Below are 21,593 nucleotides of genomic sequence, written 5' to 3'. Positions count from 1 at the left end.
AGCAGGTAACGCTACGAAGTCGACCGGCGCCGGTTAAACGCCTTCGACCACGATCATGTTCATCTTGGCAGCCTTGGCGCGCGCGTCGCGGGCGGCGCGATATTCCTCGCTGTCATAGAAGACCTTGGCTGCGTCATAGCTCGGGAACTTGAGCACGACGACGCGCGTGGGAGCCCACTCCCCTTCCAATTGCTCGGTCTTGCCACCGCGCACCAGGACTTCGGCGCCGTGGGCCTGCATGGCCTTGGTCGACAGCACCTTGTATTGCTCGTATTGCACCGTGTCGGTCACGTCCACGTACGCGAGGATGTAGCCAGCGGCCATGTGTCTCTCTCCGGAAGCAGCAACAAACGACGACGGCGGCTAACAGCGCCGCCGGTCGGGTGGGGTCAAGCGTTCAATCGAACTGATTTTCCAGGAAACCGCTGCGCTTCGTGAGCGCATCCAGTTCTTTCAGTACTGACAGCAAGTCTTTCATGCGGCGCAGCGGCACGGCATTCGGGCCGTCGGACTTGGCGCATGCGGGGTCCGGATGCGTTTCCATGAACACGCCCGCCACACCCGTCGCAATGGCTGCGCGGGCCAGCACCGGCACGAATTCGCGCTGGCCGCCCGAGCTGGTGCCCTGGCCGCCCGGCAATTGCACCGAATGCGTCGCGTCGAACACGACCGGTGCGCCCGTCTCGCGCATGATCGCGAGCGAGCGCATGTCCGACACGAGATTGTTGTAGCCAAACGAAGCGCCACGCTCGCAGGCCATGAAGTTGTCTTCCGGCAGGCCGGCATCGCGAGCCGCATGCCGCGCCTTGTCGATGACGTTCTTCATGTCGTGCGGCGCGAGGAACTGACCCTTCTTGATGTTGACGGGCTTGCCGCTCTGCGCACAGGCGCGGATGAAATCCGTCTGGCGGCACAGGAAGGCCGGGGTCTGCAGGACGTCCACGACTTCGGCCACAGGCTTGATCTCGTCGATCTCGTGCACGTCGGTCAGCACGGGCACGCCCACCTGGCGACGGACTTCCGCCAGGATGCGCAGCCCCTCTTCCATACCGAGCCCGCGGAACGAGGCATCCGAGGAACGATTCGCCTTGTCGAACGACGACTTGTAGATGAACGGAATGCCAAGCGCGCCCGTGATCTCCTTGAGCGTACCGGCGGTGTCGATCGCCATCTGCTCCGATTCGATCACGCAGGTGCCGGCAATCAGGAAGAACGGTTTGTCGAGGCCGACTTCGAAATCGCAGAGTTTCATGATGTTCCTGTGCGCCGACGCCCTAGGCGACAGCGCGTTGCGCGTTCTGCTGGTGGTGCGCAAGCGCAGCTTCCACGTAAGCCTTGAACAGCGGATGGCCGTCACGCGGCGTCGAGGTGAATTCCGGGTGGAACTGCACGCCGACGAACCAGGGGTGCATCGAGCTCGGCAGCTCCATCATTTCCGGCAGGTTCTCCGACGGCGTGCGCGCCGAGATGATCATCCCGGCCTTCTCGAGCTGGGGCACGTAGTGGTTGTTCACCTCATAGCGGTGACGATGGCGCTCATTGACTTCCGTGCCATAGATCTGCGCGGCCTTGGTGCCCGGCTGCACCGGCACGCGTTGCGAACCGAGGCGCATCGTACCGCCCATGTCGGAATCGGCGGAGCGCTTCTCCACACGGCCATCGCGGTCCAGCCACTCGGTGATGAGGGCGACCACCGGATGCTCGGTCTCGTCATTGAATTCCGTGCTGTTGGCGTCGGTCATGCCGGCCAGATGGCGCGCGAACTCGATCACGGCCAGCTGCATCCCCAGGCAGATGCCGAGGTACGGCACGCCGTTCTCGCGGGCGTACTGGATCGCACGGATCTTGCCTTCCGTACCGCGCTTGCCGAAGCCGCCCGGCACCAGGATGGCGTCCAGCGACTTGAGCACATCCATGTGGCCCGACTCCAGTTCTTCGGAGTCGATGTACTCGATGTTGACGCGCGTCGAGGTATGCAGGCCAGCGTGGCGCAGCGCTTCGATCAGCGATTTGTACGATTCCGTCAGGTCGACATACTTGCCGACCATGCCGATGGTGATCTCGTGCTGCGGGTTTTCCAGCGTGTGCACCATGCGCGCCCACACGGACAGGTCCGCGGGCGGCGCCTCGATGCGCAGCTCTTCGCAAATGATGCGATCCAGCCCCTGCTCGTTGAGCATCTGCGGGATCTTGTAGATGGTGTCGACATCCCACACCGAGATGACGGCGTCCTGCGGCATGTTGGCGAAGAGCGAAATCTTCGCGCGCTCGTCATCGGGAATGGGGCGGTCGGCACGGCACAGCAGCGCGGTGGGCTGCACGCCGATCTCGCGCAACTTCTGCACCGAGTGCTGGGTCGGCTTCGTTTTGAGTTCGCCGGCGCTGGCAATGAACGGCACCAGCGTCAGGTGCACGAACGCCGCCTGGTTGCGGCCCAGGCGCAGGCTCATCTGACGCGCCGCTTCCAGGAACGGCAACGATTCAATGTCACCCACCGTACCGCCGATTTCGACGATCGCCACATCCGCCTTGCCGTCGTGCGATGCCTTGGCGCCGCGTTCGATGAAAGCCTGGATTTCGTTGGTGATGTGCGGAATGACCTGCACCGTCTTGCCGAGATACTCGCCGCGACGCTCCTTGCGGATCACGGATTCGTAAATCTGGCCGGTGGTGAAGTTGTTGGCCTTGCGCATCTTGGCCGAGACGAAGCGCTCGTAGTGACCAAGATCGAGGTCGGTTTCTGCGCCGTCCTCCGTCACGAACACCTCGCCGTGCTGGAACGGGCTCATCGTGCCCGGGTCGACGTTGATGTAGGGATCGAGTTTGAGGAGGGTGACTTTGAGGCCGCGCGACTCAAGAATGGCCGCGAGCGAGGCGGCGGCGATGCCCTTGCCGAGTGAGGACACTACGCCACCGGTAACGAATACGAACTTGGTCATGACCTAGCTTGCCGGGGAAAGCCGGATTATACCAAAGGTGCCCTCCACGATCCGTGACAGAACGGAGGATTTCGTCGGCTCAGGCGGCGTGCCGCATGGCGCCTGCTTCAGCACGCATGTCGTTGATCAGCTGGCGCACCAGCGCGGCCGTTTCCAGCGGTTTTTCCATCGGATACAGGTGGCTGCCTTCGATCCACCGCAGGCGGCTGCCCACGATGCGCCGCGTGGCCCCGAGGCCGACCTGCCGGATTTCGCGCGAACGCGTGCCCGCCACGAAGCTGACCGGGAACGGCGTACCGCCAGCCACCTTGCGGCCCATGTTGGTCGGCAGTGTCCGGTAGATCTGGTATTCGACCTCGCGCGAAAAGCGCAGTGTGCGCTCCGTGTCACGCCCCGTGGGTTCGGTGCCATGTTCGACGTAGTCGCGCAGCACGTCTTCGTCCCAGCGGTCGAATTTCTTCTTGGCCTTGAAGTGGCTCCAGACCGAATCGAGGTCGGGCCACACATTGCGCCGGTTCTTGGTGGCAGCGGCCGGCGACTGGCGCTCGTCGATGTCCAGCCACTGCGCCACGCGCAACAGCTTGGCGCGCCACCCGGCAATGATCGGGGAATCCAGCATCACGACACCGCGCACCCGCTCCGGCCGGCGCAGAGCCGCCATCAGACTGAGGAAGCCACCCAGCGAATGGCCCACGAGCCACACGGGCTCGGGCTGCGCATCGATCTCGGCCAGCAGCTCTTTCACGAGCCCCGGCCACGACCGCGTGACGGGAAAGCGCGGGTCATGCCCGAAACGCTCGACTGCCCGGATGTCGAATTCATCAGCCAGCACGCCCAACATCTTCCGGTAGGTGCCCACCGGAAATCCGTTGGCATGCGAAAAGAGCATCACGTCGCGCATATGCCGCTCCCGGCGCCTCAGTGAGGTTTCTGCGATCCGCCGGCCACGCGCTGGATCGTGGACACCTGCTCCAGCGTCGGCTCCGGCGCGCGTTTCGGCGCGGGCGGCGCATCGGCGGCCGGGGGCGCAATGCGCACCGGCTCCACGGCGATGGACGGGTGCCCTTCGCGGCGCAGCGGATGCGCCGCCTCGGGATGGGCCTCCCAGTCCGGATCGTCGATTTCGGCAAAGACCTGACGCAGCCGCTTGCCCCATGTGCTGCGGATCATCGCGAAATACGGGTTCTCCTCATCGATGGCGACAAACCGCGTCACCCGCAGCGAGTCCGCCTCGTAAACCAGCAGATCCAGCGGCAAGCCCACGGAGATATTCGACTTCAGGGTGGAGTCCATCGAGATCAGCGCGCATTTGGCGGCCTCGTCGAGCGGCAGGCTCGGGGTCACCACGCGATCGATGATCGGCTTGCCGTACTTGGCCTCGCCGATCTGGAAATAGCAGTTCTCGGGCGTGGCCTCGATGAAGTTGCCGGCCGCGTAGACGTTGAACAGGCGCGGGCGTTCGGCACCGATCTGCCCGCCAAAGATGATGCTCACATTGAAATCGATGTGGGCCTTGGCCAGCGCGGCGGCGTCACGGTCATAGACCTCGCGCACGGCTTCGCCGACGATGGTGGCCGCTTCGAACATGTCGCGCGCCGTCCACAGCGAACGTGGGTTGTCGCGCGCCTCGGTCAGCACCTGGCGCACGGCCTGGCTGATGGCGAGGTTGCCGGCAGTGAGCAGCACCATGACGCGATCGCCTTCCCGCTCGAAGACGGTCATCTTGCGGAAGGTGGAAATGGCGTCCACCCCAGCGTTCGTGCGGGAATCAGACAGGAAGACAAGGCCAGCGTCCAGGCGCATGGCAACGCAATAAGTCATCGGCGAAGCACGTACGGAAACAGTCGATCGAACGCATTCTAGCGCGCCAGCGGCAACGTGCCGGCACGCTTGGAAGGGATGCTCGATTCACCCGGGCTCAGGAAGGATCGGCCGGCAGCGGTTCGATGGAAATGCTGACGTCCATGGTCTCGGCGCCACCGCCCTGACGTACGCCGCGGATAGGCGCGGCTGACTGGTAGTCGCGCCCGACGGCCAGCCGGACATGGCGCTCGTCGGTAAAGCACTGGTGCGTCACGTCGATGCTGCACCACGTATGCGATTCGGCATCGAGGCACACGTCTGCCCAGGCATGGCTGGCGAGTTCCTCTTCGCCAATCGCGTGGAAATAGCCGCTGACATACCGCGCCGGCACGCCGAGCGCGCGGCAGCACGCCACCATCACCTGCGCCTGGTCCTGGCACACGCCGGTGCCGAGGCCGAACGCTTCGGCGGCGGTGGTGCCGACATGCGTCGTGTTCGACTTGTAGCGCACACGCTGGGCAATGGCCTGCGCAAGACGCAATGCGGATTCGGCATTGCCTGGCACGAGCCCGTGCTGCCGGGCGAAGGCGGTCATGTCGGCCGGCGCTGAAGTCAGCGGCGTGGTGCTGAGAAAGTACAGTGGCGACACGCGATAGCGCCCTTCCCCCGGCGCATCGGTAAAGTGCCGGCTGCCCGGCGCGGCGGCGGGAAAGGCCTCGACGATGCCGCGCGCGTCGATGGTGACGTCGTCCGTGCGCGCCCCCAGCGTGAAGTGGTGCACGACGTTGCCGAAACCGTCCGTGGCGCGCGTGAGGTTGCCGGGCGCATGAATCTGCCAGCTGTCCACCTGCTGGAGCGTGCCGCTGCGAGGCGTGAGCCGCAGCTCATGCACGCTGTGGCGCAGCGGCTCGGCATAACGGTAGACCGTCGTATGTCGAATTTGGTATTTCACGATAACGCGGGCGCCGCACATGAGCGACGGCCCGATAGGTACGGAAGGCCCCGCGCGTTACGCCACATCGAGCGGCACCAGGAAGTCTTGGCTGATCCCGTTGCCCAGATCGTTGATGCGCTCCAGGAAGTTGGTCAGCCATGCGTGCAAGCCCACGGCAAAAATGTCTTCGATGCGCGCGTACCGCAGGTCGGCGTGCAGTTTACCAGCGCGTCGTTCGGTTTCCGCCGACTGGCTGTTGCGCACGACCGAAAGAATCGCCACGACCTCGTCCATGCTGGCGAGCAGCGAGCGCGGCATATCGCTGCGCAGGATCAGCAGCTCGGCCACGCGCGTCGGCGTGATGACGTTGCGGTAGATCTTGCGGTAGACCTCGAAGCCGGAAACCGAGCGCAGCGTGGCCGCCCAGTGATAGAAGTCCCCCTGCTCGGCCGCAGCTTCGTCGCGCGTGGGCGTGGACTGGAATTTCACGTCGAGCAGCCGCGCGGTGTTGTCGGCGCGCTCGAGGAACGTGCCGAGACGCATGAAGTGGAATGCGTCGTCGGTGAGCATGGTGCCAACCTGCACGCCGCGCGAGAGGTGCGAGCGGAACTTGACCCACTCGAAAAACTGCGACGGATCATCGCGCAGCATGCCTTCGGCAATGAGGCGCTGCACATCGAGCCACGTCGTGTTGATGGTTTCCCACACCTCGGTCGTGATGGAGCCGCGCACGGCCCGGGCGTTCTCGCGGGCCCCGCGCAGGCAGCTCATGATCGACGACGGATTGGTCATGTCGCGCACCATGAAGTCGATCACGTCATCGCGCGAGAGCAGCCCGTAGCGCTCGTCAAACACCTGTGTGAGTTCCGAGATGTCGAGCATCGCCCACCAGCCCTGCTCGGCCACTTCCGCCGACTGCGGCAACAGCGAGGTCTGGTAGTTCACGTCGAGCATGCGGGCGGTGTTTTCGGCGCGTTCGGTGTAGCGCGCCATCCAGAAAAGGTGGTCTGCGGTGCGGCTGAGCATGGCGTTCCCTGTCGTGTCCGGTTATGTCGATGGTCGCGGCGGTGCTTCAGCGCTCCAGCACCCACGTATCTTTCGTGCCGCCGCCCTGCGACGAGTTGACCACCAGCGAGCCCGCCCGCAGCGCCACGCGCGTCAGGCCGCCAGGCACCATGCGCACATCCTGGCCCGACAGCACGAACGGCCGCAGATCGATGTGGCGCGGCGCGATGCCGGCCTCCACATAAGTCGGACACGTAGACAGCGCCAGCGTCGGCTGGGCGATGTACTGGTCGGGGCGCGCCTTCACCACCTCGCGGAATGCGGCGATCTCTTCCTGCGTGGCAGCGGGGCCCACGAGCATGCCGTAGCCGCCGGCGCCGTGCGTTTCCTTCACGACCAGCTCGCCCATGTGATCGAGCACGTATTGCAGATCGTCCGGCCGGCGGCACATGTAGGTGGGAACGTTGTTGAGGATCGGCTCCGCGCCCAGGTAGAAGCGGATCATGTCGGGCACGTACGGATAGATCGACTTGTCGTCCGCAACCCCCGTGCCGATGGCATTGCAGATGGTGACGTTGCCCGCGCGGTAGACCGACAGCAAGCCGGCCGCGCCCAGCGTGGAGTCCGGTCGGAACACCAGCGGGTCGAGGAAGTCGTCGTCGACCCGGCGGTAGATCACGTCGATACGCTGCGGCCCTTGCGTCGTGCGCATGTACAGGTGGTCGTCCTGCACGAACAGGTCTTTGCCTTCTACGAGTTCCACGCCCATCTGTTGCGCGAGGAAGGCGTGCTCGAAGTACGCCGAGTTGTACATGCCGGGCGTGAGCACGACCACCGTCGGCTCGGCAATGTTCTGCGGCGACACACTGCGCAGCGTGTCGAGCAGCAGGTCGGGGTAATGCGCCACCGGCGCGACCCGATTGCGCGCAAAGAGCTCAGGAAACAGCCGCATCATCATCTTGCGGTTTTCCAGCATGTACGACACACCCGAGGGCACGCGCAGGTTGTCTTCGAGCACGTAGAACTCGCCCTCGCCGGCACGGACGATGTCGATGCCGGCCACGTGCGCATAGATGTCGCGCGGCACGTTCACACCGAGCATGTCGGGGCGGTACTGGGCGTTGTTGTAGATCTGGTCCGGCGGAATGACGCCGGCGCGCAGGATGTTCTGCTCGTGATAGATGTCGTGCAGGAAGCGGTTCAGTGCATCCACGCGCTGGCGCAGGCCGCGCTCCAGCGTGGCCCACTCGCTTGCCGGAAAGATGCGCGGGATGATGTCGAACGGGATCGTGCGCTCGGTGCCGCTGTTGGTTTCATCCTTGTCGCCGTACACGGCAAAGGTGATCCCGACGCGGCGGAAGATGAGGTCGGCTTCGGCACGCTTGTTCTGTAGCGTGGTGGCGGATTGCGCGCCCAGCCATTCGGCGAAACGTCCGTAGTGGCTGCGGACCTCGCCCTGCTGGACGAGCGCTGCCGGGGCCGGTTCGGCGGCATGGGGGCTGCGGTCGCCATCATGCCAGTTGAGCATTTCATCGTAGAACCGGACTGCCATGCTTTTCTCCCCTGACGGCGCCGCGCGATGTACGCGGCACGTGGTTTTTATAGCACGGCGGTTTTGCGCGCCACAATGGGGCGAACCCGCCGTGCAACCGAGTTTTACGGCAGCGCATCATTTGCGTCCGTGGCCGTCGCCAGGGTCTGCACCTCGTGTGCGGAAGACCAGTACCGCGGCCGCATCGAGCGCGCGGTCCGGATATCGAGCCCATCACCGTCGGTCTGGATGACCACGGCGCCGGTCCGGTCGGTGCGCAAGCCTTCGATGCCGCGCGTCTCGTAGCGCTGCCACACCCGGGGGTGCGGGTGCCCATACCGGTTACGGTAGCCGACCTGGAAAATCGCCACTTGCGCGGACAACGCGTCCAAGAACGCGCCGCTGGAGCTTGTCTTGCTGCCGTGATGCGGTACAAGCAAGATGTCTGCCATCAGGCGCTCGGGCGCCTCGGCTTCCACCAGGGCCGCTTCCTGCTCGGCTTCGATGTCGCCCGCCAGCAGCGCTGCGTGGCGGCCGTTGCCGATGCGCAGAACACAGCTGCGGCCGTTGCTGGACACGCGCGCATCGTCGGCCGGCACGCGCAGGGGATGCAGGATTTCGAAGTCCACGCCGTCCCAGGCCCAGGCCTGCCCCGCCACGCAATCAGCAAACGCAGTACCCTGGGCCCGCGCCACGTCACGCAGCCGGTGCGTTTGCGGCAAAGACGCCAACATGGTGCGCACAGGCACCGCGTTGATCACCGTTTCGGTGCCCCCGGCGTGGTCGCTGTCTGCATGGCTGACGACGAGCGTGTCGAGCGCCTCCACCCCGTGCGCGCGCAGGTACGGCGTGATGACCCGGGCGGCGGCATCGGCGTTGTCCCCATACCGGGGGCCGGTGTCGAACAACACTTGGTGCCGGGCCGTCTCAACCAGCACGGCGGCACCCTGGCCGATATCGAAAGCCACCAGGCGGAACTCGCCCACCGCCGGCACGGGATTGCGCGCCAGCACCATCGGCAAGAGCAGCATCGTGCCCTGTGCCCGCCCTGCCCACGCGCGGTGCGCGCCTGGCACGAGCATCAGCGCCACGCCACCTGCCGCCAGCGACAGCGCCCAGGCAGGCGCCACCGGTGCCACCCAGACGGCCCAGCGCGGTTGCGCCACCCATTCGAGCCACGCCGCCAGCCACCGGAAGGTCGCTTCAGACGAGGCCAGCACGGGCTGGGCAAGCGGATCGGGCAGCGCGGTGCCGATCAGCGCCAGCGGCGTGGTCACGAAGCTGACCAATGGTATCGCGAGGCCGTTGGCCGCGGCAGAGACCACTGATGTCTGCTGAAACAGCAGCAAGGTCGCCGGCAACAGCCCGAACGTGACGGCAAGCTGGACACGCGTGGCACCGGCAACGCTGCGCAGCATGCGCGCGCCCCACCCTTCCGGCTCGGCATGGCGCGGGTGGCGCAGTGCGATCTGCGCCGCGATGAAGATGACCGCCACCGCGCCGAATGACAGCCAGAACCCCGCTGACATCACCGCCCACGGATCCACCACCGCCACCACGGCGGCTGCCCAGCATAGCGACAGGCTCGCCGGCACGCTGCGATCGGTCAGCCGGGCGACGGCGACGGTGGACAGCATCAGCAGCGTGCGCTGTGCCGGCACGCCCATGCCGGCAAGCAGGCAGTAACCGAGGGCCGCGAGCATGGCGGCGATGGCGCCCGCACGCGGGGTCGGCATGCGCAACGGCAGCGGCGTGCGCAGCCAGCGTGCGAGCCCGAACGAGCGGCGCCACAGCGCCATCCAGAGCGCAGCAAAGAGCCCGGCAATCATGGTGATGTGCAGGCCCGAAATACTGACCAGATGACTGATGCCGGTGCGGCGGAACAGCTCCCAGTCTTCGCGGGCGATGCCGCTCTGATCGCCCACCACCAGCGCGACGATCACCGGTGCGTAGCGCGCCTCCGGCAACGCGTCGAGGATGTGGCGCCGCACTGCGGCCCGCCAGCGCTCGACGCGCATTCCGAAGCCGCCATCCGCCTCGCCCAGCGCAACGTTCTGCGTGCGCTTGCCGGTGCGCACGTAGCCGGTGGCGCGCACGTTGTCGGCCAGCATTGCGTATTCACCGTCGAAGCCTCCCGGGTTCATCAGCGTGTGCGGGCGCTTGAGACGCAGGGTCAACTTCCAGCGCTGGCCGGGTTGCAGGTCTGGAATACCGGCGCGCCGGTCGACCTCGGCGGTGTCCTCGCCGGCGGCAGGCCAGCTGCGCATGCCGTACCACGACAGGCGCACGCGCGGCGGCACGGCGTCCGCTGCATTACTGGATTCGATCTGGAACAGGAACCGCGTGGCGTCCTCGCCGATCTGCGGCAACTCGGCCACGATCCCCGTGGCGATGATGTCCTTGCCTTCCCACGCGGGGCTCAACACCACTGAGAGTCGCTGCTGTGCCCGCCAGTCGCTCCAGCCGAAACCGGCCGCGACGGCGCTGGCCGTCAAGAACACGCACGCCCACACCGGCCGCCGCTGCACGCGCGCACAGAGCAGCAAGCACAGCATCAGCACCGCGAGCGGTTGCCACAACGGCGCGAGCGCCGGCTGCATCTGCAATGCCATGCAGCCGGCCACGAACCCGATCAACACGAAGCGCATCGCGCGCGTCAGGCTTGCAGCAGTGTCGCCAGGCGGGGAATGGCCTCGATGCTGTTGCGCCGCGCCTGCTCGGCGAGCACGTCGATGGCGATGCCGCGCAGCTGCGCCATCGCCTCGGCAATGCGCGCGACTTGCGCGGGCACGTTACGCACGCCGCCCTGCTCGCCGAACTGGTCGTCAGACAGCCAGGACGGGGCCAGGTCCGGCGCATCGGTTTCGAGCACGATCGATTCGATCGGCATTTCGTCCGCCAGCCGGCGTACACGGTTCGCACGCGAGAAGGTGAAAACGCCGCCAAAGCCGAGTTTGAAGCCCGCATCGACGAAACGCCGCGCTTGCTCGGGGCTCCCGTTGAAGGCATGCGCAATGCCGCGCACGCCGGCCTTGATTGCCGCGCTGCCGACCTGATCCTGCGATTTGCGCACGTGCATCAGCACCGGCAGATCGAACTCGCGCGCGATGCGCAGTTGTGCGCGGAAGACGGCGTTCTGCCGTTCGACATCGGGGTCCGGAATGAAGAAATCGAGCCCGATCTCGCCAATGGCGACAAAGCGTGGGTCGCCCATGGACGCCGCCACCTGACGGCGCAGTTCGACGAGGTCGTCATCGCTGGCCTGCGCGGCGTGGATGGGATGGATGCCGAGCGCATAGCTGCAGCCGCCGTGACGGTGTGCCAGTGCGCGCACGGTGTCGAAATTCCAGCGCGCCACGGCCGGCACGACGATGTGGCCAACCCCCGCCGCACGTGCCTGCGCAACGACGCCGTCACGATCGGCGTCGAAGTCTCGGGCATCCAGATGGCAATGGGTGTCGATCCACATGGTCGGTTCTGCGTTGGCAAAAGCACGCAACGTACCCGAAACGGCGGTGCGCTGGAATCCGCCGTTTCCGATAATGCCGCGCGCTCAGCGCTCCTGGTGCAGATGGCCCTCGCGCAGCCGGAAGATGCGGTTGCAGCGGCCCGCCAGCTCGATATCGTGCGTGACGATGACAAAGCTGGTGCCGAGCGTGCGCGTGAGTTCCAGCATCAGCTCGAAGACTTCTCCGGCGGTGTGGTCGTCGAGGTTGCCGGTGGGCTCGTCGGCGAGCACGCAGGCCGGCGAGCCCACCAGCGCGCGGGCGATCGCCACACGCTGCCGCTCACCGCCGGACAGCTCGCCCGGGCGATGCGCGGTGCGGGGCCCCAGGCCTACGCGCTCGAGCATCGCCTGTGCGGTATGGCGCGCCTGCGCCTCTTCCACGCCGCGAATGCGCAGCGGCATCGCCACGTTGTCCAGCGCGGTGAATTCGGGCAGCAGGTGGTGAAACTGGTAGACGAAACCGAGCGCCTGGTTGCGCAGCGTGTTGCGCTCGCGCTCCTTCATGGCGGTAAACGGCTTGCCGAGCAGCGACACGCGGCCGGACGTCGGCTCGTCGAGCCCGCCGAGCACATGCAGCAGCGTGCTCTTGCCGGAGCCCGACGCGCCCACGATGGCGACCTTCTCGCCAACCCCGATGCGCAGGTCCACGCCCTTCAGGACGTCGACGTTCAACCCGCCCTGGCGGAACGATTTGGCCAGCCCCTCGGCCTGCAGCACCACGCCCTGCGGCGCGGCGGCCGGCGCTTCCATGGAAGTCATGACGGCCTCACTCATAACGCAGCGCCTCCGCCGGATTCACGCGCGAGGCATGCCAGCTCGGATACAGCGTCGCCACCGACGCCAGGATGAAGGAAATGATGCCGATGGTCGCAATGTCGTTCACGCGCGGGTCCGAAGGCAGTTCACTGATGAAGTAGATGTCGCGCGGAAGGAATTGCACCTGGAACAGCCGCTCGATGAACGGCACGATCACGTCGATGTTGTAGGCGATGAGCGTGCCGAAGCCCACGCCCAGCAGCGTGCCGATGAACCCGATCGCCACGCCCTGCACGATGAAGATTTTCATGATCGAGCCCGGCTGCGCGCCCATGGTCCGCAGGATGGCGATGTCGGCCTGCTTGTCCGTCACCGTCATCACGAGCGTGGAAACCAGGTTGAACGCCGCCACGGCAATGATGAGCGTCAGGATGATGAACATCATCTTCTTCTCGGTCTTCACGGCGGCAAACCAGTTCTTGTTCTGGCGCGACCAGTCGCGGATGTAGAGCTCGCCCGACAGTGTGCGCGACAGCGCCTCGGCCACCTGCGGCGCGCGGTCCATGTCGACCAGCTTCAGGCGCACGCCGGTCGGGCCGTCGAGACGGAACAGGCGCTCGGCGTCTTCCATATTGACCAGCGCCAGCGAGCTGTCGAATTCATAGTGGCCCGATTCAAAGACGCCCACCACGGTGAACTGCTTCAGGCGCGGCAGCACGCCAGCCGGCGTGATCGTGCCCTGCGGCGCCACCAGCGTCACCTTGTCGCCCTGCTGGACGCCCAGGCCGCGCGCCAGCTGGCTGCCCAGGGCGATACCGAATTCGCCGGGTTTCAGATCGTCGATGCTGCCCGATTTGAAATCCTTGGCGATGTCGGACACCTTCGGTTCGTCGGCCGGCGACACGCCGCGCAGCAGCACGCCGCGCACGGCTTCGTCGCGCGTGATCATGGCCTGCGCGCCCACATACGGCGCCGCGCCGGTGACTTCCTTGTTCTGCATGGCCTCATTGGCGGTGCGCTGCCAGTCAGGCAGGCTGCCGGGCGCCATCACCTCGATGTGCGACAGCACCGAGAGCATGCGGTCGCGCACTTCCTTCTGGAAGCCGTTCATGACCGACAGCACGATGATCAGCGCCGCCACGCCCAAGGCAATGCCCAGCATCGAGATGAGCGAGATGAAGGAAATGAAGCTGTTGCGGCTGGCGCGCTTGCTTGCACGCGTGTAGCGCCAGCCGATCTGCCATTCATATGGAAATTTCAAAGGGGGTTCCCCGTGGGTGTGCGATTCGATGTGATCCTGCCGGCTCGCTGGCCAACGAGCCGGAAGTTTACAATCTCGGAGCCATGATTCCTGAACTCACCCTGATTGTCCCGTTTTGCGCTCCGGCCGCCGAGGTGGCAGACGACGCGTACCGTCAATTGACCTTGCCGGGCCTGGAAAGGTTGCTCGCGCGTGCGCGCGAGGCCGAACGCGAGCGCCACGACGACGCCTACCTGCCCACGCTGCCGCACGAGCGCTGGTTGGCCGCACATGCGGAGCTGCCCGTTGCGCCGCTTCCCTCGGCGCCGTACATGCGGCTGGCCGACGGCGGCACCGCCGACACCCGCACCTGGGCCTGCCTGCAGCCGGTGCACATCCATGCCGCGCGGGACCACCTGGTGATGCTCGACCCCGCCCAGCTCCAGCTCGAAGCCGCCGACGCCGACGCCCTGCGCGCGGCCATCGCGCCCCTCGTCGCCGAAATGGGCGTCACGCTCGACGCGACGCACGCGGCCCGCTGGTACGTCGCCGACGCGCCGTTCGGCGACCTGGTCGCCGCCGCCCCGCAGCGCGCCACCGGCCACAACATCGACATCTGGATGCACAAGGGCGAGCAGGAACGCGCCTGGCGCAAGTTCCAGAACGAGATCCAGATGACGTGGCATGACCATCCCGTCAATCAGGCGCGCGAGGCGCGGGGGCTGCTGCCCGTGAACTCGGTGTGGCTGTTCGGCCAGGGCGCGCTGGTCGATACGCGCCCGATTGCCGAACGCATGATCGGCAACGACGCCTTCTTCGCCGGCCTGTGCCACGCCGCAAACGCCACGGAACTGTGCGCCGCGACACTCGCCGCCGTGCCCTTCGACGACACCAGCGCCGCCGCCTTACTCGATGCAGCCACGCGCCCCTACCTGTCAGCGGACTGGTACGACTGGATCGAGACCCTGCGCGCGTTCGACCGCGACTGGTTCACCCCCGCCGCCGATGCGTTGGCCGATGGCCGCATCGATGCGGTTTCGCTCGTGCTGACCGGCGATTCGCACTATGCCCGCTACCGCGCCACCCGCAAGGACCTGACCGGCTGGCTGCGCCGTTTCAGCCGCGCCCGCACGCTGCGCGATGCGCTGTCCCTTCTCTCGATGGCTGCCTGAGCCTGATCCCGCATGACCCGCATCGCTGTCCGTTCGCACTCCGCCGAAGCCGCCACCACGCTGGCCGGCCACGGCATCCACCCCGTTCTCGCGCGCATCCTGGCCGCCCGTGGCGTCGCCCGGCCCGATGAACTGTCGACCGAGCTGTCCGACCTGCTGCCGCCGTCGCAACTCAAGGGGATCGACGACGCGGCCCGCTATCTGGCCGACGCCATCGCCGCCAGCAAGCGCCTGCTCATCATTGCCGACTACGACTGCGACGGCGCCACAGCCTGCGCCGTCGGCGTGCGCGGCTTGCGCATGCTCGGCGCGCAGGTGAGCTACATCGTGCCGAACCGCTTCGAATACGGCTACGGCTTGTCGCCGGAGATCGTGGCGCTGGCGGCGCGCGAAAAGCCCGACGTGCTCGTTACCGTCGACAACGGCATCGCCGACGTGGCCGGCGTGGCTGCGGCCAATGCGCTCGGGATCGACGTCGTCATCACCGATCACCACATGCCGGGCGCACAGTTGCCCGACGCGCGCGTGATCGTCAATCCGAACCAGCCGGGCTGCGGCTTTCCCAGCAAGAATCTGGCGGGCGTCGGCGTGATGTTCTACGTGCTGCTGGCATTGCGGGCGGAGCTGCGCAACCGGGGCGTCTTCACGCTGCAGGACCAGCCTCGCCTCGATGCGCTGCTCGACCTGGTGGCGCTCGGCACCGTGGCCGACGTGGTCAAGCTCGACGCCAACAACCGCCGGCTCGTGGCGCAAGGGCTCAAGCGCATGCGCGCGGGGCGGATGTGTCCCGGCATCGCCGCGCTCTTCCGCGTGGCCGGCCGCGAGGCCCGCCGTGCGTCCACGTTCGATCTGGGCTTCGGCCTCGGCCCGCGCCTCAACGCCGCCGGGCGCCTGGCCGACATGACGCTCGGCATCGAATGCCTGCTCACCGACGACTACGACCGCGCCCTGGCCATCGCCGCGGAACTCGACGGCATGAACCGCGAGCGCCGCGAGATCGAAGCCGGCATGCAGCAGGAGGCGCTGGCCATCCTCGACACCATGCACGCCATCGACGGCGGCGGCCGCCACACCATCGCGGTCTACAACGAGACGTGGCACCAGGGCGTGATCGGCATCGTCGCCTCGCGCATCAAGGACAAGTTTCACCGCCCCGTCTTCACCTTCGCGCCCGGCGACGACGGCGTCATCAAGGGCTCCGGCCGTTCGATTCCCGGCTTTCACCTGCGCGACGCGCTGGACGCCGTCCACAAGCGCTGCCCTGGGCTGATCGTGAAGTTTGGCGGCCACGCGATGGCGGCGGGGCTGACGCTGCGCGAAGACGGCTTCGATGCATTCGTCGCCGCCTTCGAGGCCGTCGGCCGGGAGTGGCTGACCGAGGCGCTGCTCTCGCGCGTGCTGGAAACCGATGGGGAGGCCGACCCGGAATGCTTCACGCCGCAATTCGTTGAGTTGCTCGAAACCCACGTCTGGGGCCAGGGCTTTCCAGCGCCGAGCTTCTGCGGCGAGTTCGACGTGCTGTCGCAGGCCGTGCTGAAAGACAAGCACCTCAAGCTCAAGCTCGGCCGCGGCAAACAGCAATTCGACGCCATCTGGTTCAACCACGCCGAGCCGCTGGGCGCGTCCGCCTATGTGGCCTACCGCCTCGACAACAACACCTTCAACGGCATCACCCGCGTGCAGATGGTGATCGAGCACGCGCAATAGACTCCGCGCCGAACCTTGCGCCAGCGCATAAACACATGCCAAAACTGTCTGACGGCGCGCCAACGACGCAGCCGTCGGCCACGGCGGCTGCGTTACAATGCGTGTTTGCCGGCTGGGCAGCAGCCACGCCCGCGCACCCCACGAATTCCTAGCCTCTTCTTCCAAGCGAAATGACTCACGTCGTTACCGAAAGCTGTGTCCGCTGCAAGTACACCGACTGCGTGGACGTCTGCCCCGTCGACTGCTTCCGCGAAGGCCCGAACTTCCTGACCATCGATCCGGACGAGTGCATCGACTGCGCCGTCTGCGTGGCCGAGTGCCCGGTCAACGCCATCTACGCCGAAGAAGATGTGCCCGCCGATCAGCAGAAGTGGATCGCCATCAATGCCCAGCTCGCGCAGGCCGGCTGGCCGTCCATCACCAAGACCAAGGCCCCGCTGCCCGACGCCGACGAATGGAAGGACGTGAAGGACAAGGAGCAGTACCTCGAACGCTGATCGCTCGCCTTCATCGTCACCGCAAAAAAGGTGTTGACGGCGAGAACAGAAACTAGTTAGAATTCATTTCTTCGCTGATGCAGCGATTCCCCGATAGCTCAGTCGGTAGAGCGCCGGACTGTTAATCCGTAGGTCCCTGGTTCGAGCCCAGGTCGGGGAGCCAAAATACAAACGCCTCGCTTCGTGCGGGGCGTTTTCATTTGTGGCGGCGGCGTCGTGTATCGTCTTGCACCGGCGGATCACCGCCCAAGCCCGAGTGGTGAAATTGGTAGACACCGCGGACTTAAAATCCGCTGCGCCCTAATCGGCGCGTGCCGGTTCGATCCCGGCCTCGGGCACCATCCACAAATTACGCCGGTTACCGCCCTCTGTAAACCAGCGTAATATCAAAGGGTTACAGCCGAAGCACTGTATATCCGAACAGCCATCGTTTACCGCCTCGCGTCGCATTGCGTAGAATGTTCTACGCAAAAATTACGCAAGCGGCTCCCCACGATGGCCTCCTTCTCCCAGAGTGCAAACGGCTGGCGGGCACAGATCTATGTGGCCGGCGAGCGAGACTCCAAAACCTTTCGAACGAAACGCGAGGCACAGGCATGGGCGTCAACGCGTGAACAGGAACTGCGAGACCGGCTCACCAAGGGGGAATCCCATACCCGCACCGTGGCTGAGATGCTTAACCGATACTCTGCTGACGTGTCGACCAAGAAGCAAGGCGCTCGAGCCGAGCAACTACGCATTCAAGCGTTCTTACGGGACTTCCCCGCCCTCGCAGCAAAGACGCTGGCCAACGTGAAGACGCCAGACATCGCCGCATGGCGCGACGCCAGGCTGTCGGGTCACCTGCCGGATGGCAGGAAAATCCGCCCCAACGCCCCCTCCTCGGTGCTTCGCGACATCAACTGGCTACGCAATGCATTCTTGACCGCGCGGGACGAGTGGCACTGGATTGACCACAACCCGTTCACCGGCCTTACCATGCCGAGCGAGGGCCCACCAAGGTCGCGCCGCGTTACTCCACGTGAGGTCAAGTTGATCTGCCGCCGGCTGCACTACAGAACCGGGCAAGCCCCCGCAACAAAGAGCCAGGAAGTTGCGCTCGCATTCCTGATCGGCCTCCGCACCGCTATGAGGGCGGGAGAGATACTGAGCCTGGGGCGCGATACGCTAGATATGAAACGGCGAGTCGCCACCGTGCGACACAAAATGCAGTACATAACGAAGCGGCCGCGCGAAATCCCTCTGTCACGCCACGCCCTGCGCCTATTGCGGCCTGTGGCGGACCGCCAGCACTGCTTCACGATCTCATCGAAATCGCTTGATACCCTGTTCCGCAAGGCCCGCGATCAACTGATGATCGAAGACCTGCACTTTCACGACACCCGCGCCGAAGCGCTCACCCGCCTGTCACGCAAGGTGGACGTAATGACGCTGGCCAAGATCAGCGGGCATACCGATCTGCGGATTCTGCGGGAGGTGTATTACCGCGAGGCAGCCGAGGACATTGCGGCTCGCCTTTAATCCACTCCCGGCTCGCGCTCATACCCGTCGCACGGGTAGCTCGTATTCGGCAGACCTCGATCGCAACCAATGACAACGGCGTAGTGCCTCAGGCTGGGGTGAAACTCGAAGCCCCAGACAGCGTGTGCCTTATCGAGCACGAAAAATTAAAGAAAGACCGGTGGCAGTGTATAATCTTAAACAGCCTTACGAATCACAAATTACTATGCGAAAAAAAATAGAGCACACAGGGCCGGAGACAGGGAGGCTCGCATTTCTAGACTACCTTAGGATTATTGCCTTCGTCAGTGTGCTGGTGGGACATGAATTCTACAAAAGCGTCACAGACCTAATTCAGAACGAACAAGCTCACGCCACGTTCAGAATGTTTGCGCGCCTTCTTGAGCCTTTAGTCTTTGGAGGAGGCACAGGTGTCGTTTTGTTTTTCATGGTGTCCGGCTACGTCAACACGCATGTCCTGCAGAAAGAACAGTCAGTTGTTTTTTTATCAAGAGGATCTTCAGAATATATCCTCTCTTCGCTTTTGCTGTCCTGCTGCAGTATGGGTTGGATCTGCATCACGGCGTCGTCAGAGACAAGCTCGAGCTGCTGATGCAGCTTACTCTGCTGGGAGACTTTTTCGGGACACCAGGGACTCTAGGCTGGGTCGACTGGTCGTTACGTATCGAAATTGTGTTCTACGCCTTTATGACACTACTTGCTGCTTTCGGGATACCTAGACGCGAAGGAAAATTTTTCCCCTGCATAATCGTCGCCTCGACAGTCGCGTTAGCAGAACTGCCAGCATTTCCAGATAATTCTTTCACCATCGGTTATCTGAACATATTTGCCCCCTTTCTGTTTCTTGGGGCAATGTTTTATTTGGCAGAGAAGGGGCGAGTCACCGGTGGCGTCTTGTTTTGGTTCACTGTGCTTGTTCTAAGCCAAAGTTGCACACTCGTTGAAATTCATCGCCCGAACTTAGTCGGCGCACAGTTTTCAATCTACGCCTACCTGATCTTCTTGGTAGCTTGGCTCGGCAGGAAATTCTTGCAACCGTCGACGTTGTTTCAGGGACTTTCCGAACTCACGTTCTCCATCTATCTCTTCCACACGTGGCTCTTCGAGTCCATCTTGGCACGTATTGGGCGCTTCAAATGGACTCTGTTTGGAAAGGAAAATGATGCTCTTTTCATTCTCTTCGCGTTCTGTCTCGTCTGTGTCTTCGCCATCGAGCGCCCGGGAATCGCCGTGGGAAGGCGCGTTGCCGCCTTCGTACAAGAAAGGCTAGCACGCCGTAGACAGCCGCCTGCCGCCATGCAGCCGGATTCAAGGGCTGCCATTTAACACCTACGCCAATGCCTGGATCACTCGCGCCAGCTTGTGGTCTTCAACGTTGGGCACCGGCCAAGCTGCGTGCCCGATCTTGATCAGTGGCGCCGGGTGCTGCCATGCGCGGATCAGGCGCGGCACCAGAGGCACGACGTCCTGGCCGTTGCGATACAGGTTGACCTGCACGCCGTGCGCGGCCAGTAGCGCAGCCAACGTACCGTCGGCGCTCACTCGCGGCGGCTCGAAGCCATAGACGGCCCGCGGCGCCCGGCCCCACTAGGCAGAGTAGCGCGGCGAAGAGGATCGCCAGCGCAGCCCCTTCGCTGTGGCCCACCGTGACAGCCGGCGTCGGGAGCGCGAGGAGCTGCGCGTGCGATCGGTGCGTCTTCGTATTCATCGTGACGCACCACCGGTGCATGTGCCGGTCCGGTCGCGGCCCAGCGGCGCGATCAAACAACAACAGCGCGCAGGCCTCGCTTGCACCCGCGCGCATCCATCCAGTACGTCGAATCAGCCCACCAGCCAGCGCACGCCGATGTTGATGAGCGCGCCGGCGGCGACGAGCCCGACCCACAACACGGCTGCACACAGCAACGGACGCACCCCTGATTTCAGCAACATCGGCACGTGGGTCTGCGTGCCGATGGCGAACATCGCACAAGCCAGCATGGCGGTATCGATCGCGTCGATGGGCGCATGCCATACCGCCGGAATCGCGCCTGCAGAATTGGCCAGCGTCACGATCAGCAATCCCACCGCGAACCACGGCATCGCCCTCCAGGCGTGCCCTGCGGCCTTGCGCACCGCCTGCTGGCGCGAGACGGCCACGTGCGCCCGCCCGTCTGCGGCCGTCGTGCACGCCAGGATCACCAGCAGCGGCGCCAGCGCCAGCACGCGCACCATCTTGCTGACGACGGCCGCGTTGGTGGCGTCCTCACCCAAGGGGCGCGCGGCCGCAATCACCTGCGCCACTTCATGGATGGTCGAACCGATGTACACGCCAAAGTGCTCAGGCGCCACCGCCACGCCAGCATGCGCAGCCAGCGCATACAGCCACGGGTACAGAAAGATGCCGGCGGTGCCGAACAGCACCACGCTTGCGATCGCCACCGCCGTTTCGCGCGGGGAGGCCTTCACGGCGGGCGCCACTGCCAGCACGGCGGCGGCGCCGCAGACCGCACTGCCGGACGCCACCAGCAAGGCCTGCGCACGCGCCAGACCAAACCAGCGCGTGCCGATCCACGTGCCGGCCAGCATGGTCGCTGCCAGCACCACGAGCGGAATCACGACGCCCGACGTCCCCAGCTGGTGAATCTGCGCCAGCGTCAACCGGGCACCATAGAGAATCACGCCGGTGCGCAGCAGCGTGTGCCGCGCAAACTGGATCGCACCTGGGGTGAGCCAGCGCTGGTGCCCCGGCACATGCCCCACGGCCATGCCCAGCAGGATGGCCAGCGTGAGCGCGCTCAGGCCGAGATGTCCGGCCCAGGGCATTGCACCCAGAGCCACCGCCACGCCGGCACAGCTCAACAAGACCGCCACGCTGGCCAACGTGCGCCCGTCAAACCCCGCTGTCGCGCTGGGGGCCGCCAATTGCTTCTGTGCAGTCGTCATCACGCTCGCCTTGCTTATTCGTTGTGCGCATAACGATATGCACATCGTGATAACC

18 protein-coding genes, 2 tRNA genes and 1 pseudogene are annotated in these 21,593 nt (G+C 65.1%); 7 read left to right on the top strand and 14 right to left on the bottom strand.

The window, feature by feature from the left end; genetic code table 11:
* Nucleotides 1-33 precede the first annotated feature (33 nt).
* From KHN96_RS07805 to KHN96_RS07750, 12 genes are all read right to left on the bottom strand, one after another.
* Nucleotides 34-324, bottom strand: coding sequence for a DUF1330 domain-containing protein (locus KHN96_RS07805; protein WP_062739265.1), 291 nt, complete (start codon nt 322-324; stop codon nt 34-36).
* Between the two features lie 73 nt (nt 325-397).
* Nucleotides 398-1,252 (bottom strand): 3-deoxy-8-phosphooctulonate synthase, encoded by an 855-nt coding sequence (gene kdsA / locus KHN96_RS07800; protein ID WP_045786500.1) that lies wholly within the window; start codon nt 1,250-1,252, stop codon nt 398-400.
* Between the two features lie 22 nt (nt 1,253-1,274).
* Nucleotides 1,275-2,939: a CTP synthase gene (locus KHN96_RS07795; RefSeq protein WP_045786499.1), complete on the bottom strand. Its 1,665-nt coding sequence runs from the start codon at nt 2,937-2,939 to the stop codon at nt 1,275-1,277.
* A 79-nt stretch (nt 2,940-3,018) separates the two neighbouring features.
* Entirely contained in the window at nt 3,019-3,840 is an 822-nt protein-coding gene (locus KHN96_RS07790; RefSeq protein WP_045786498.1) for an alpha/beta fold hydrolase, read from the bottom strand.
* Between the two features lie 17 nt (nt 3,841-3,857).
* A complete protein-coding gene (locus KHN96_RS07785) occupies nt 3,858-4,760 on the bottom strand; it encodes a proteasome-type protease (protein WP_045786497.1) in 903 nt (300 codons plus the stop codon).
* A 97-nt stretch (nt 4,761-4,857) separates the two neighbouring features.
* Nucleotides 4,858-5,694 (bottom strand): transglutaminase family protein, encoded by an 837-nt coding sequence (locus KHN96_RS07780; protein WP_045787834.1) that lies wholly within the window; start codon nt 5,692-5,694, stop codon nt 4,858-4,860.
* Nucleotides 5,695-5,751: 57 nt separating this feature from the next.
* Nucleotides 5,752-6,702 (bottom strand): alpha-E domain-containing protein, encoded by a 951-nt coding sequence (locus KHN96_RS07775; protein ID WP_062739266.1) that lies wholly within the window; start codon nt 6,700-6,702, stop codon nt 5,752-5,754.
* Nucleotides 6,703-6,748: 46 nt separating this feature from the next.
* Entirely contained in the window at nt 6,749-8,233 is a 1,485-nt protein-coding gene (locus tag KHN96_RS07770) for a circularly permuted type 2 ATP-grasp protein (RefSeq protein WP_045786495.1), read from the bottom strand.
* A gap of 104 nt (nt 8,234-8,337) precedes the next feature.
* The gene (locus KHN96_RS07765) at nt 8,338-10,860 is read right to left on the bottom strand and encodes a DNA internalization-related competence protein ComEC/Rec2 (RefSeq protein WP_115043974.1); all 2,523 of its coding nucleotides are present in this window, start codon (nt 10,858-10,860) and stop codon (nt 8,338-8,340) included.
* Nucleotides 10,861-10,868: 8 nt separating this feature from the next.
* A complete protein-coding gene (locus tag KHN96_RS07760) occupies nt 10,869-11,681 on the bottom strand; it encodes a TatD family hydrolase (protein ID WP_062739429.1) in 813 nt (270 codons plus the stop codon).
* A gap of 84 nt (nt 11,682-11,765) precedes the next feature.
* Nucleotides 11,766-12,494, bottom strand: coding sequence for a lipoprotein-releasing ABC transporter ATP-binding protein LolD (lolD, locus tag KHN96_RS07755; RefSeq protein WP_045786493.1), 729 nt, complete (start codon nt 12,492-12,494; stop codon nt 11,766-11,768).
* Complete coding sequence (locus KHN96_RS07750; RefSeq protein ID WP_062739268.1) at nt 12,487-13,737, bottom strand: lipoprotein-releasing ABC transporter permease subunit; 1,251 nt, start codon at nt 13,735-13,737, stop codon at nt 12,487-12,489. Before KHN96_RS07750 ends, lolD begins: the two co-directional genes overlap by 8 nt.
* 83 nt (nt 13,738-13,820) lie before the next feature.
* On the opposite strand from KHN96_RS07750, the gene KHN96_RS07745 reads away from it, so the two are divergent.
* From KHN96_RS07745 to KHN96_RS07710, 7 genes and pseudogenes are all read left to right on the top strand, one after another.
* Nucleotides 13,821-14,888: a hypothetical protein gene (locus KHN96_RS07745; RefSeq protein WP_062739269.1), complete on the top strand. Its 1,068-nt coding sequence runs from the start codon at nt 13,821-13,823 to the stop codon at nt 14,886-14,888.
* A 12-nt stretch (nt 14,889-14,900) separates the two neighbouring features.
* Nucleotides 14,901-16,595, top strand: a complete 1,695-nt coding sequence (gene recJ, locus KHN96_RS07740) for a single-stranded-DNA-specific exonuclease RecJ (protein WP_062739270.1) — start codon at nt 14,901-14,903, stop codon at nt 16,593-16,595.
* A 170-nt stretch (nt 16,596-16,765) separates the two neighbouring features.
* Nucleotides 16,766-17,092 carry a ferredoxin FdxA gene (fdxA, locus tag KHN96_RS07735; protein WP_062739271.1) on the top strand — a complete coding sequence of 109 codons (327 nt, stop codon included), beginning with the start codon at nt 16,766-16,768 and terminating at the stop codon, nt 17,090-17,092.
* An 87-nt stretch (nt 17,093-17,179) separates the two neighbouring features.
* Nucleotides 17,180-17,255: transfer RNA gene (locus KHN96_RS07730), tRNA-Asn, on the top strand.
* 87 nt (nt 17,256-17,342) lie between these two features.
* Nucleotides 17,343-17,433: transfer RNA gene (locus tag KHN96_RS07725), tRNA-Leu, on the top strand.
* A gap of 154 nt (nt 17,434-17,587) precedes the next feature.
* Complete coding sequence (locus KHN96_RS07720) at nt 17,588-18,613, top strand: tyrosine-type recombinase/integrase (protein ID WP_062739272.1); 1,026 nt, start codon at nt 17,588-17,590, stop codon at nt 18,611-18,613.
* A gap of 205 nt (nt 18,614-18,818) precedes the next feature.
* Nucleotides 18,819-19,939 (top strand): annotated as a pseudogene (locus KHN96_RS07710) (acyltransferase family protein).
* A 3-nt stretch (nt 19,940-19,942) separates the two neighbouring features.
* Here the strand turns inward: KHN96_RS07710 and KHN96_RS22765 are convergent.
* Nucleotides 19,943-20,155 carry a hypothetical protein gene (locus KHN96_RS22765; RefSeq protein ID WP_238587596.1) on the bottom strand — a complete coding sequence of 71 codons (213 nt, stop codon included), beginning with the start codon at nt 20,153-20,155 and terminating at the stop codon, nt 19,943-19,945.
* A gap of 279 nt (nt 20,156-20,434) precedes the next feature.
* Nucleotides 20,435-21,538 carry a YeiH family protein gene (locus KHN96_RS07700; RefSeq protein ID WP_045786488.1) on the bottom strand — a complete coding sequence of 368 codons (1,104 nt, stop codon included), beginning with the start codon at nt 21,536-21,538 and terminating at the stop codon, nt 20,435-20,437.
* Nucleotides 21,539-21,593 lie beyond the last annotated feature (55 nt).

Origin of the sequence: Ralstonia mannitolilytica, from assembly GCF_905397375.1 — a bacterium.
Classification (GTDB): Bacteria; Pseudomonadota; Gammaproteobacteria; order Burkholderiales; family Burkholderiaceae; genus Ralstonia; species Ralstonia mannitolilytica.
This window is presented reverse-complemented; position numbering and strand designations above follow the sequence as displayed.